At 35.2% G+C, this 12,454-nt stretch carries 11 protein-coding genes; 5 read left to right on the plus strand and 6 right to left on the minus strand.

What is annotated here, in order from left to right; genetic code table 11:
• Positions 1–2 precede the first annotated feature (2 nt).
• The 3 genes from MKX96_RS12530 to MKX96_RS12540 all read right to left on the minus strand — a co-directional run bounded on the left by MKX96_RS12530 (position 3) and on the right by MKX96_RS12540 (position 3,148).
• Positions 3–1,301, minus strand: coding sequence for an ABC transporter substrate-binding protein (locus MKX96_RS12530; RefSeq protein ID WP_340883849.1), 1,299 nt, complete (start codon positions 1,299–1,301; stop codon positions 3–5).
• A gap of 557 nt (positions 1,302–1,858) precedes the next feature.
• Positions 1,859–2,749 (minus strand): hypothetical protein, encoded by an 891-nt coding sequence (locus MKX96_RS12535; protein WP_340883851.1) that lies wholly within the window; start codon positions 2,747–2,749, stop codon positions 1,859–1,861.
• 60 nt (positions 2,750–2,809) lie between these two features.
• Entirely contained in the window at positions 2,810–3,148 is a 339-nt protein-coding gene (locus MKX96_RS12540) for a winged helix-turn-helix transcriptional regulator (protein WP_340883852.1), read from the minus strand.
• Between the two features lie 104 nt (positions 3,149–3,252).
• Here MKX96_RS12540 and MKX96_RS12545 point away from each other — a divergent pair, with 104 nt between their 5' ends.
• Positions 3,253–3,636 (plus strand): RidA family protein, encoded by a 384-nt coding sequence (locus MKX96_RS12545; RefSeq protein WP_169361078.1) that lies wholly within the window; start codon positions 3,253–3,255, stop codon positions 3,634–3,636.
• 181 nt (positions 3,637–3,817) lie between these two features.
• Entirely contained in the window at positions 3,818–4,357 is a 540-nt protein-coding gene (locus MKX96_RS12550; protein WP_340883854.1) for a GNAT family N-acetyltransferase, read from the plus strand.
• Positions 4,358–4,524: 167 nt separating this feature from the next.
• On the opposite strand, the gene MKX96_RS12555 is transcribed toward MKX96_RS12550, so the two are convergent.
• Together MKX96_RS12555 and MKX96_RS12560 are read right to left on the minus strand one after the other, a co-directional pair.
• The gene (locus tag MKX96_RS12555; RefSeq protein WP_340883855.1) at positions 4,525–4,794 is read right to left on the minus strand and encodes a CPBP family glutamic-type intramembrane protease; all 270 of its coding nucleotides are present in this window, start codon (positions 4,792–4,794) and stop codon (positions 4,525–4,527) included.
• Positions 4,795–4,829: 35 nt separating this feature from the next.
• Entirely contained in the window at positions 4,830–6,731 is a 1,902-nt protein-coding gene (locus tag MKX96_RS12560; protein ID WP_340883856.1) for a serine hydrolase domain-containing protein, read from the minus strand.
• Between the two features lie 759 nt (positions 6,732–7,490).
• Here MKX96_RS12560 and MKX96_RS12565 point away from each other — a divergent pair.
• Both MKX96_RS12565 and cyoE read left to right on the plus strand, forming a co-directional pair.
• Entirely contained in the window at positions 7,491–8,006 is a 516-nt protein-coding gene (locus MKX96_RS12565) for a VanZ family protein (protein ID WP_340883858.1), read from the plus strand.
• 209 nt (positions 8,007–8,215) lie between these two features.
• Positions 8,216–9,112, plus strand: a complete 897-nt coding sequence (gene cyoE, locus MKX96_RS12570) for a heme o synthase (protein ID WP_340883861.1) — start codon at positions 8,216–8,218, stop codon at positions 9,110–9,112.
• A gap of 76 nt (positions 9,113–9,188) precedes the next feature.
• Here cyoE and MKX96_RS12575 read toward each other — a convergent pair whose 3' ends face one another.
• The gene (locus tag MKX96_RS12575) at positions 9,189–9,536 is read right to left on the minus strand and encodes a thioredoxin family protein (RefSeq protein ID WP_445678215.1); all 348 of its coding nucleotides are present in this window, start codon (positions 9,534–9,536) and stop codon (positions 9,189–9,191) included.
• A gap of 1,350 nt (positions 9,537–10,886) precedes the next feature.
• On the opposite strand from MKX96_RS12575, the gene MKX96_RS12580 reads away from it, so the two are divergent.
• A complete protein-coding gene (locus MKX96_RS12580; protein WP_340883864.1) occupies positions 10,887–12,338 on the plus strand; it encodes a hypothetical protein in 1,452 nt (483 codons plus the stop codon).
• The last annotated feature ends 116 nt before the right edge of the window (positions 12,339–12,454 follow it).

Below are 12,454 nucleotides of genomic sequence, written 5' to 3' on the forward strand. Positions count from 1 at the left end.
TACTAGCGATTCATTAAATCCTTTGCACGCTTAACTGCTGCAGCCCACTCTTTTTCTGGATCTGCCCCTTTAGCTTGAACATCCTTTAAGGCATTCAGTACTTCCTGATAAACCGGGAAGTATTTTTCTCCTTTATACACCGCTCCATTGATGTCTTGTGCTGCTTGAGCAAATACTGGTGCTGTTGATTGGCCACCAAAGAACTCATCTTCATTGTTTTTGAAGGAATCCATTTCGTAAACAGACGGAGCAGATGGGAATAATCCTTTTGTTTGGAATGATTTTATTTGATTGTCAGGAGAGATTAACCACTCTGCAAATTCATAAGCTTCAGCTGCATGTTTAGTTTCTTTTGGGATGGAGATAAACGAACCGCCCCAGTTTGCAGCAAATTCAGTTGGCAATGTTGCTACTCTCCATTTACCTACTGCTTCTGGTGCATTCCCTTCCATCCAACCTTTTAACCAGCCAGCTCCTAATTCAGCTGCAAATTCACCTTTGTTTACCGCATTTGCCCACTCTGGTGACCACATTTCGAATTTTCCAACAATACCAAGCTCATTAAGCTTTACAGCATAGTCGTATGCCTCTTTAACCGTATTTCCTTCTTGCTCTATTAATAATTCACCCTCAGGGTTTAGGAACGTTTCTTGTGCTGCATCTAAATAAGATCTGAATGCCATTTCAATACTATCGATGAATGGTTTTCCAGTTTTCTCCTTCACCTGTATACCAGCTTCTTCAAATGCTTTGGGAGAACTGATAAGTTTAGCTACTTCATTAGGATCTGTTGGTAAACCAGCCTCTTCAAAGACATCTGTACGATAATATAAAGCTTTTGGACCAATATCCGTTGGTAACCCGATTAAGAAATCCCCAGCATTATTTTCTCCCGTACTCCATTTCCAATCTAAGTATTGGTCTTGAATATCTTTTGCACCCAGATCATAAAGGTTTTCAAACTGGTCTTGTGCTGCTTTAAAACGATCTAATTGATCAATCTCTAGCATCGTAATATCTGGAGCTCCGCTTCCTGCCGATAATGCAGTAAATAATGCATCATGGTGCTCTGCAGTTTCAGCAGCTCTTACTTTAACTTTCACATTAGGATTTTCCTCTTCATATGCCTTCGCTAAGTCTTCATAGTTAGTAGCACCAAAAGTCCAAAAGTTTAATGTAACTTGGTCTTGTGAGCCTCCGCTTTTTGCACCTTCAGACGATTCCTTTTCAGAACAAGCTGCCAATGATAGTGCAAGAACAGCCGACAAGCCCAAAGCACCTATTTTTTTTAAACTTCTCAAATTGATTCCCCCTAATTTTTTTAGTCAATGTGTCTTACAGGTTGTAATTCTTCAACAAAAATAATGAAAGTTATTATTTTTGTATCATGCACCTCCCATATTGTCCTCATCATAAAAACTAAGCTACTTGATACATTAAGGAAACCGGTTTCTAAATAATATAAAAAAAAGCAATAATTAGAAGGTGAAACCGCTTTCAAATAGAATTATAATCCTAGATTAATAGAAAATCAAGAATTTTCTTACAAATTAACGAAAACGCTTTCCAAAAGTAAATTACTATAATAATGGCCGATAATATATTTTAGAAAACTCTCTTGCTTCACATTTAATTAGTATGCTATATCCTTCCCTCAATATGATTAGACTTCCTTGCTATGTTTCTTTTTAGGTTTTCAGTTCGCTGTACTACCAGGAAACGTCGCCTCCGCTTCAAACAATGATAGTGAATTTTTATTAGAGATCAGTTACCTTATAAAAACAGTAAAGAGGTGAAATCATATTTCTTATTTCACCTCTTTTCATTGATTGACTCGCTATATCCCAGCCTCTCTTTATTAATCTCCTCCCCCACAGCTTGAGCAAGAACTATCTGTAGAGCAAGACTTACAAGAGCTGGCCGATCCGCAACTTGTGCAATTCGATAAATTGTCGCTGCTGCTTATTTTCATGTAACTTGAAAAATCATCATAATGGAAATATGAAACCGACAAGAAAGGAACGAGCATTGCGTTATAATTTTGATAAGTTTTTCCTTGTTTCAACTTTTCATGTACAATCTTTTTCTCGTAATCTCTTACTCCATGGACTGTATTTTTCATCGAAGTAATAAGCGCAAGTACAGTTTTCATATATTTCGAATCACGTTTAAAGTAAATATCGATTAATTCATTTTCTTGTAAATTTTTAAAATCATCCATTACAGTTGGATGAACAGGGTTCTTAAAAAAACCTTTATACAGAAGTATATTCTCGCGTCTTATAAAAAATAGCTCTGCATACACCCAGTCAAAAAAACCACGTAAATCAGGATCGGGTTCTATCTTTACATTTGGACTATGATGTAGCTTTGCACCTAAATAATTTATCGAAAAATTTTCATACTCACGGGTAAACATAAGCATCTCATGCCACAATTCATCAACTTTCTCACTAAACATTGGAGACTCTTTTAATAGTGACGCCATAATAAAATAGCGTTTTAAATCTAGGAGGCGCCACTCATACTCATTTTCTTTTAATCTATTATTATTTCTTACCCTCACTTCTACATTTTCCATAAAACTTTTAGGAAGGGATTGCTCCAGTGTATCATTTAGCTTTTTTAACCCTTTAATTTGCTTTAATTCTAATGTTTTTGGAGATAAACCAAACTTATATGAGGTGTTCTTGCGCACAAAAAGACTAAAACCAATAAAAACTATAAGTAGCAACACGATCCATTCCATAAAATGCTCCCCCTATTAGTAGCTTTTAGTATTAGTAAATCCACGCAATATCATGAGCTATTAATTATTGCGATTTTTTTCTCCCCACTCACATAGTTGTTCCAAAACAGGTAATAAAGTATCTGCTTTAGGTGTTAGACTATACTCTACTTTAGGAGGTATTTGTGGGTACTCTTTCCGTAAAACCAACCCATCTGCTTCCAGCTCTTTAAGATGTGAACTCAATGTTTTAAAGGTAATGGCTCCTATTTGTCTTTTCATATCATTAAAGCGAACGGGTTGATTTTCAGCTAGCAGATAGAGAATTAGCATTTTCCATTTTCCACCTACTACCGACAAAGTATACCCAAATGATGTCTCTTGAATATTCTCCTTGTCTTTATATTCCTCCATACTCATTTGACACTATCCTTTCTGATAGTAACTATCAAAAATGTGCGTACTATTTTTTTCTTTTTATTCATTATATACTTACTTTACTTTGTAATAAAGGAGAGAAAATAATGAATAGTGTTAAAACTTACAACCACAATCTCTGGGATCATGGGATTACACAAGGTTATGGCGTCAACAATACCATTTACATTTCAGGGCAATTTTCACACAATCAAGACGGCGTATTCGTTGGAGAGGAAGATATTGAGGCGCAGGCCCGTCAGACACTTGAAAATCTGGACCTCGTCCTTCAGGAGTTTGGTGTAACAAAATCTAATCTCGCTTATGTGGAGCTCTATCTAACGAATCCTCAAGCCCATTTCTCCCCAGTCATAGAAATGTTTAAGGAATATATCGGAGAACATCGTCCAGCCGGCAGTTGTATCGGCGTGACTTACTTGGCTTTCCCTGAGCAACTAATTGAGATCAGTGCTATCGCACACACCGATTAAGAAAGATTTTCTAGACAATCGCAATCATCTCTTTTCTGGAAAACTAGATATGTATAATTTTCATGCTAATTAAAGAAAATGAAATAATGCGAATATCAATTTTAACGAAAGAACCTCAACCATTTATCTCCATAATTCACTATGATATACTGTATTTATTTCTTAGAGAAGGAGATATGAGATGTTAAAAACATTAAATATATACATTCGTCCGTTTATTGTTTCAGATGCGGAAGAACTGCTAGATTTAGAAATCAGGAATCGTGCATTTTTACAAAACTATTCCGTAGCTCTTCCAGAAAACTACTGGACTATAGAAACTCAAAAAGAATTAATTGAAAAATGGGCACAAAATTCGACAAAGGATTCCGCATATCAGTTTGGAATTTTTAAAGTAGATGGCGACGTATTAATAGGTTCTATCTCACTATTTCAAGTAGTCCGCGGACCTCGTCAAAGCGCCCTTTTAGGCTATTCCTTGGATCAAGCGCATAATGGCAAAGGATATACCACTGAAGCTACTGGTCTAGTTATTCAATATGCTTTTGAGACACTCAACTTACACAGAATAGAAGCCGGAGTCATGCCAAATAATACAGGCTCCATTCGAGTTTTAGAAAAAGTAGGTTTTCACAATGAGGGATTGGCAAAAAAAAGTGTTGAAATTAACGGACGGTGGGAAGACCATGAAATGTTTGCCATATTAAATCCTAAGCACTAACTTACCTTATGTGAAGATTATTTTCCTAAAGGCTATTTCTCTTCTTGAAGCAATGAACCATCCGGAAGCTCGACATTCACCATGAAAAACATTAACCCCCGAATTGGTCTACTTTTAAAAGCAGCCACTATTCGGGGTTTAGTTCAAAATGTATAGCCTTTAATCATTTAAATTCTTTCATGAATAAAAGCATTCTTTACTGTATTATTTTTCCGCAGAGAAAATGCTAAGACAGTAATAGCTATAACTAAAATACCAATCACTGTCGTATCCAGAATGACACTGGATTCTCCGTTTCCTAAAAATTGAAGCAGATTATGAAGGCCATGAAACAAAATTAGAGGGTAAATGTTTTCTGTTTTTATAAATAATTGTGCAAGCACTATTCCTATTAATAAAGAATAAATCAATTGAAGTCCAGTCTGTCCTAATATCATCTTCTAGACCATCCTGTACAGCACCAAAAATATTTTTATATAAAATTAAAGAAATTCCAATTCATTAATACGGCTACTAATAATACAATGAGCCATATTGTGAAAACTCGTATAAATTTATGGCTTTTTTTCAAATTTACTAATTTCCAATTAACTAAATCTAAAATGACAAGAATTACTGCTACAAAAAGAAGGAACCAGTTTAAGTAAATGTGTAACTGAAGCGCATCTAAATAAAGCATCGAGGAGCTAACAATAGTACGAATAACAAGAACAATATTATTTATGACTAACAAGCTTCCTGTTAAATTTATCAACCAAAATAGTTTTGTTTCTTTTGAGGGCTGCATATTTTGCTTGTGATTTTTTAATGATTTTATTAGCCAAATGATAGGTGAGAAAATAAAATATAATACACTAATTAGTACTATGCCTAAACTAATTATTAGCCATGGCAGCTTTCGATCCCCTTCTAAAGGTAAATAATCAGCAACCTGACCATTGGTGAGCCGTTTTACTCCGAATTCGTCCACCTCAAAATAAGCTTTTGAAAGAATATATCCCACAATCGGATTCTCACTAGATGTAAGGGTATATAAATAAGGATCGATTTGAGTGTAGGTACCTTCCATTCCATAAAGGCTTATATTTATTTTATCTTTTGATACCGCTTCGACTTTTAAGGGTGGTAGAAAACCAAGAAACTCCGTGTATGTGCTACGTGATTGGCGAGCTGCAACATACAATCCAGCAATTTCATCAGAGCTTGGCATCTCAATTGTTGGTGTTTGAGTCATGTCATCGGGTTTACCAAAAAGTAAATCTATGACTCCTGATGTCACATTCATTTCAGCTGAGGCATTTGTTAAAACAACTACTCCAAAATGTTCATCCGGTGCAATTACCATATTTGAACTAAAGGCAGCTGTATTTCCTCCATGGCCTACCCCTCTCACTTTACCATCATATTCCCAAAAGCCATGTGCGTTAGAGAGCAGATTACTATGTGGAGAATAGCTTTGTGTTAGCATTTTGTCGAGAGTGCCTTCAGTTGAAAAAAGTGGATTGCTAGTAGAATTCGTTGGCATTAGCGCAATAGCAAATCTCGCTAAGTCTTCAGCTGTTCCATTAACAGAACCAGCAGGGTAGAGTGGAACATATGACCAACTTCCTTCTGTAAATTCCTTATTTTCTTTTGGTATATAACCTTTCGCTTTATTTTCAAGTTCTGTGTACTTCGCTAGAGTTGGATCACCTGATGTGGTGTGCATGGAAAGTGGTAGAAAAATATGTTCCATCTCATAATCTAAAAAAGTTTGCTCTACAATTCGTTCAATGACGTAACCCGCTAGAGCAGTCGCATAATTTGAATATGCCATTGTACTACCTGGTTCATATATCTGCTTCGGTTGCCTACTGATTAAAACTTCTTCTAAAGAATCTACACTCTCTGGGGTAGACATGATTAAATCAAAGTAATAATCCTCAAAACCCGCTGTATGACTCATAATTTGATTCATTGTAATAGGCTTTTCATACGTTAACTTGGAGACAAAATCTTTAGGAAGGTATGTTGTAATATCTTCATTTAAATCTAATTTTCCTTGTTCGACTAGTTGCATTGCAGCTGTCCATACAAACAATTTACTAATAGAACCATATTCAAAAACCGTTTTTTGTGGATTTACTAATATCTCTTTTTCAATATTTGCATATCCATATCCTTTAGAAAACACAATTTCTCCATCTTTTACGACTACAATTGAAGCACCCGGTGTTGATTGACCAATGTGATTTAATACAAACCCATCGATTTCCTCCTCTAACTTATTTAATGGAATACCTGATGGTGAACTTCCATTTTCCGCGCCGTAAACAGGACTGAAAGAAAGACAAGTACTAACTAAAATGAGTACTACAAGAATTCGTTTAATCATCTTTTTAACTCCTTTTTATGAAATGATTTTCAGTATAAGTGAATATTGGTTATTAAATAGCATGCTTTTACCACAGGCTAGTTCAGTACGGCAAGGCTTTGCTCCGTCTGTGCAAGGTTCTAGCTCGTTTCCGCCAGGTTTAATCCCATCTCCGCAAGGTTAGCTCGTTTGTGCAAGATTCTAGCTCGTTTCCGCAAGGTTTATTCCCGTCTCCGCAAGGTTCTAACTCGTTTCTGCACGGTTCTGCTCCTTCTTCGCAAGGTTCTCACGTCTGTGCAAGATTCTAGCTCGTTTCCGCAAGGTTCTGCTCCATCTCCGCAAGGTTCTCTCGCTTTTCTGAATAACTACCATTTATCTGCAGCCCTCTACACAAACCCATGCTAAAATAATTACCAAATTGTTGATGACCCTCTTTAACCCCCATTTATTACGTACATAGCATTGTTCCAATTATCTAGAACTGACTTGGACGATTTTGGGATGATTACACCCCCTTCCTCCTCCCTACTGTATGATTTATACTAAACTTCAGAAATATCTTTTGTCTTACTTATTTCTTACAAAAACCTTAAGAGTTAAGTTACTCGATAAAACTACTATTGAGGACAAAATTCAATCTAGAATATTGAGGAAATAATTTATTTGGTGGAAGAAAATAAATTACATTATTTAATATTTCCTTAAGATTTTGTCTTACCTTTTCTTAAAGAATTTAATGTATAGTGGGTAAGAAGTGATTGAGTGAAGGGATAAATCGTAATGAAAAAGTCTTTAAATATATTTTACTGGGGCATATTATTTTTCTATCTATTTTTATTAATTGATACCGTATTTTTAGGCAGAGGTAGCTTCAGAAGTGTTAATTTCGTTCCGTTGAATTCTATAAGAGAGTATATTATGGTGGATAATGGAATTGGTGGAACAAGAATTGTAGATATGAATATTTGGGGAAATGTTTTAATGTTCATCCCAGCAGGAATCTATCTGAGTCTTCATAGCAGTATTAAATCCATAGCTAGGGTTTTATGTTCTATCTTTTTATTGAGCCTATTTATTGAAGTTGTTCAATATATTTTTGAATTAGGAGCAACGGACATTGATGATATTATTTTAAATTTTATTGGTGGATTCCTTGGAGTCATAATTTATAAAATTGCAGAGAAATTTTTAAAAGAGGATAGTAAAATTAAAAACTTTATTTCTATATTATCTGTAATTGTTGGTCTGCCTATATTCGTCTTACTAATTATCATAGTGATTGTAAATATCGATTAATCAAATTTTCCATTTTTACATTAAAATCAATTCTCTTAAACAGTCCTTTTAGCATTCAGCAGGACTGTTTTTACTATGCGGCAATTATATATGTAGAAATAGACCTAAATTGTTCAAATATGATTATAAAAAAGAGTTAATATATAGATTTTAGCTAATCATATAGGTTATATTAGTTCAAGTGGATAAATAAGGAGCTATGAAATACGATGACTAAACAATCACAAAAAACGTTATGGGCTCAAGTAGTTAAAACAGGAATCATTAAGTCTAATCTTATTCCAATGATTGCTGGTTTAATGCTTGCTTTATATACTTATGAGTACAGCTTTGTAGATAATATTTGGAATGTAGTTTTTGCATTTTTAGGAACAGCAGCCGTAATTGCTGCCGCTGGTTCGTTTAATAACATTTATGATCGCGATATCGATGCGATTATGGCTCGTACGAAGGTACGTCCAACCGTAACAGGCGCTATATCGATTAAGAAAGTTTTAATAGTCGCGATTCTATTATTAGTAATTGGATTAATTTTATTATATTTAGCATCGCCATTAGCAAGTTTACTTGGATTTTTGGGAGTATTTTTTTACGTAGTTCCTTATACAATGTGGACGAAACGCCATACGATTTGGAACACGGAAGTAGGAAGTATTTCAGGTGCAATGCCCCCATTGATCGGTTGGGCAGCTGTCGCTCCTGATATTTGGCACCCAGCTTGTTGGGCATTATTTTTAATCATGGTAATATGGCAAATGCCTCACTTTTACGCGATCGCCATTCGAAAAAAGGATGATTATGCTGCTGCAAAAATTCCAATGCTTCCCGTTGTTAAAGCAGGTAGACGCACATATATCCAAACAAATTTCTATTTAATTCTATTAGTGCTATCTAGCTTTTTGTTTTTACCGCTTAGCTTAGGTCTCACATTAGTTTCACTCGTTTTAGGTCTATTTTGGTTGGGATTAAGCTTATTCGGAACACGCAAAATGGATATGAAAGACTGGGCAAACAAAATGTTTAAATTCTCATTAATCCATATGATTGTGATTTACTTTACGGTTATTATATATGCAAGTATGGGGTTGCTCTTAGACGCTTTATAATGATGAGTTGTTTATCCTGCGACTAAGAATCTTATTTCCCTATTAATTAAAAATGAAAGGCTATTCCTAGCTCATGCTAGAATAGCCTTTCATTTTTATATCCTTCATAAATTTTTTGTAATTTCTCTTCGAAAAGACTCATATGGACCATGCGTGCTTCCCGCAAATATTCTTTTCCCTCAATGAACAAAAGCATAGCAGGGACTGAAAAAACAATAAACCTTTCTGCAACCTCTTCTACTTCAGCCGAATCAACGTGTGCGAGCTGTATATCTGGAAACTTTTCCATAAGCACCTTCACTTGTGGCAAAAGAGCATGACAAACCGTGCATTCTCTACGTGACACGTAAATAAAGCTTAATGGATTGCTGGAAATAAAACGATCAACTTCTTCGATTGTGTGCAACTCTTCAAAAACTCTAATGTTAATCACTCTTTTCTTTAGTAATAAGCTTTGATTGATAGCAACTATATAAAATCTACACGTAGGTTTCCAGTATATGAAACTTTACTGTTAACGTCTATCATTGCAAACAATACTCTATGATGATACAACCCTAGGGGAGTATATATTTTCTAACACCCTATTATTTTTTCTTACATTTAATTAATTTAATTGGAGGATTCGGAAATCCACTCTTGAAAGTTTACTAAAGAGGGGGGTTACTCTTTCCAATGAGAATACGTTTTCGAACTCAAACCATCTTAGTTACTACTAATTTACATGAATTACTTGTATTCCTTTAAGGTGAGCGCAGTCATTAATTTCTTTGATTAAGTTGTTTCTATAAACTGATATTGCTCCGTGTATTTCTCTTTCATCATCTTCATCTATATATTCCGGAAATAAAATAAAATTCGTTTGATCCATTTTTTATTACATATTCATTTCCTTCAAATTCTCCACATCTGATATGATATGAAGTTATAAAAGACATTATATCTTCATATAATTCCTGTGTATTAATCTCTGCCTGCAAAAACCCTTTTAAAACGTTCATAATAGATCCCTTTCTAATTTTGTTGGATAAGCTTATAACATGCCTCCCTCTTCTGATAATTCAACTTTAATTAAATTTTCACCCTGTGGTCCTATGGTTTCCAGCCTCAATTATTACTGAATAACTCTGTTTTCCCATTTTAGTTAATCCGTTATCTGTTATTGATTGGACTATTCTATTTTTCATTGAGTCCTTCGATATTTGCTCGGCAGCACCTTCAGAATCTCCTAAAAACTTTGCTCCATTACCTTATTGATAAATGCTTTGGTTTGACATATGATCAACTACCTTTTTGCTTTGTTTAAAAATATCATCAGCCATACTTGCTCCCTTACCAACTTCACCCATACACTTACCACCAATTACATCATCTAGTTTCTTCGCTAACTGGACAGTGAATTCCTTTGAATCCGCTTACTGTCTTCGAAACTTCGGTGTGTCACTCGGTGCGGATGCCACAGCTCGCCAAAAGGCTCTGTCGATGGAGAGATTACCAAACGATTAGTACACCAAGCGCAATTTCGCGGCAAAAGAATACACCCCCCTATTTTTTGATGGGGCTTTTTTTGTTTTTTATGTAAATAAGTGGTTTAAAAATCCGATATATAGTCTGTGTACAAGTAATTAAGACCTACTTTTCAAAATATACATAGTTTTTTTATCTCATATAAAGTTGACTTTGCATGATACTTTGTATCTGCACGTCCGATAAAAGGTGTGAGCATAAATAAACAAATACACCAAAAATTAAAAGACGAAAGAGGACGATGATGATGAGGTTATCGAGAGTATTATTTACCAGTATTTTAGCAATTATTATAGTGCTGACGATTGGTGTCAGTGTAGATGTGAAAGTAAACGCAGAATCCCTTGATAGCAATACGTTAGAAAAAGAAATATTAGAAAAGGCCAAACTTGGACTTGAACTTGGCATTTCAGATAGTAATAAAGACAAAGTTGTACTTGTAGAAAATGCCGATAAGACTGAAAAACTACAAAATGCATTGAACCTCGGATCCGGAAAAATTGTTGTATTACCATATGGTAGTTCGTATGAAGTGAGCGGATTAAAAGTTCCTGAAAATACAACTATTATTGGTTATGGCTCTAAAATTTATAATGATAAACAGCACACGACACTACTAACGATAGGTAGCGGAGTAAAGATATACGGTTTAGAAATACAGGGGGCAGGCAACAAAGATGCTAATGTAAAAGGTATCGGAATAAACATTGCTGGTGCAGATTCAGCGAATTATATTAAAAATATCGTCATTCAAGATAGCTTTATTCATGACATCGGATTTTTTGGCATCAAAGCCGATTTTGCAGACAATGTGACTGTTATAAACACAAAAGTTGAGAACATCGGCTATGCGGGCATTGGCGCAATGTCTGTTAGTAAATTCCACGTAGATAAGAGCCATATTAAAAATATTACTCCGGGACACAACGGTAATGCATACGGTGTGTACTTTTCTAGGAAAGCTCGCCAAAGTGACCTCGAAAAACATCCACTAAGCAAAGACAGCTCGGTAACAAATAGCACCATAGAGGATGTTCCATTATGGGAGGCGTTAGACACGCACGGTGGAGTAAATATTACGTTTAACTACAATAAAATAAGAAACGCGAATGTCGGTATAGCGTTAGTCAATGCTACAGGTGATGGCAAAGACGGCAAAGTAGGAATGTTTGGTACACATCACTCAACGGCAAAAGGTAACCAAATCGAAGGGATCGGTAAAGGTTGCGGCATTATTGTTGCAGGATCAACGGTAGATTATTCCACTGGTCTTATGATAAGCGGTAACCAATTAACAAATGCCGGAAAAGAAGGAAGTAGTATCTCAGGTGCAATCTGTGCCAAGCTTACGAAAGGTATAGTAATAAAAGAAAACACCTTGACGAATAGCTTCGCTAATGGTATTAGTATGAACACCCAAAATCATCAGTTTTTAATTACTAAAAATAAAATTTTGAATGTACAGGACAAGTCGTACGTAGTGCCTGCAGCTATTGCAATACGCTCTACTGATAACGAAGGAACCATCTTACAAAACGTCATAACTAGTGATGGTAAGTTATCAAACAAATATGTAAATGTCCGTGGAATTAACATATCCACCAAAACTAATGTAAAGCTGAAAATGGGCACGAATACAAATACCTTTAAACTACCTATTGCTGGTGGAACTGGTAGTCATGTTACGTATATAAAATAATAAAAAACAAAAAAACCTTGGCATAACGCCTTGGTTTTTTATATACGATAGATAAGTGACCCGTCATATTTAAACTCCATTGCCTCTATATCATCCGATTAAGTGTTGATTAATAA

Origin of the sequence: Psychrobacillus sp. FSL W7-1493 (genome assembly GCF_038004905.1) — a bacterium.
In the GTDB taxonomy this organism is placed as follows: Bacteria; Bacillota; Bacilli; order Bacillales_A; family Planococcaceae; genus Psychrobacillus.

Bases quoted from the DNA above. Each gene is read 5' to 3' on its own strand.
- MKX96_RS12535 (WP_340883851.1), bottom strand. From the start codon at position 2,749: ATGGAATGGATCGTGTTGCTACTTATAGTTTTTATTGGTTTTAGTCTT.
- MKX96_RS12540 (WP_340883852.1), bottom strand. From the start codon at position 3,148: ATGAGTATGGAGGAATATAAAGACAAGGAGAATATTCAAGAGACATCA.
- MKX96_RS12545 (WP_169361078.1), top strand. From the start codon at position 3,253: ATGAATAGTGTTAAAACTTACAACCACAATCTCTGGGATCATGGGATT.
- MKX96_RS12550 (WP_340883854.1), top strand. From the start codon at position 3,818: ATGTTAAAAACATTAAATATATACATTCGTCCGTTTATTGTTTCAGAT.
- MKX96_RS12555 (WP_340883855.1), bottom strand. From the start codon at position 4,794: ATGATATTAGGACAGACTGGACTTCAATTGATTTATTCTTTATTAATA.
- MKX96_RS12560 (WP_340883856.1), bottom strand. From the start codon at position 6,731: ATGATTAAACGAATTCTTGTAGTACTCATTTTAGTTAGTACTTGTCTT.
- MKX96_RS12565 (WP_340883858.1), top strand. From the start codon at position 7,491: ATGAAAAAGTCTTTAAATATATTTTACTGGGGCATATTATTTTTCTAT.
- cyoE (WP_340883861.1), top strand. From the start codon at position 8,216: ATGACTAAACAATCACAAAAAACGTTATGGGCTCAAGTAGTTAAAACA.
- MKX96_RS12580 (WP_340883864.1), top strand. From the start codon at position 10,887: ATGAGGTTATCGAGAGTATTATTTACCAGTATTTTAGCAATTATTATA.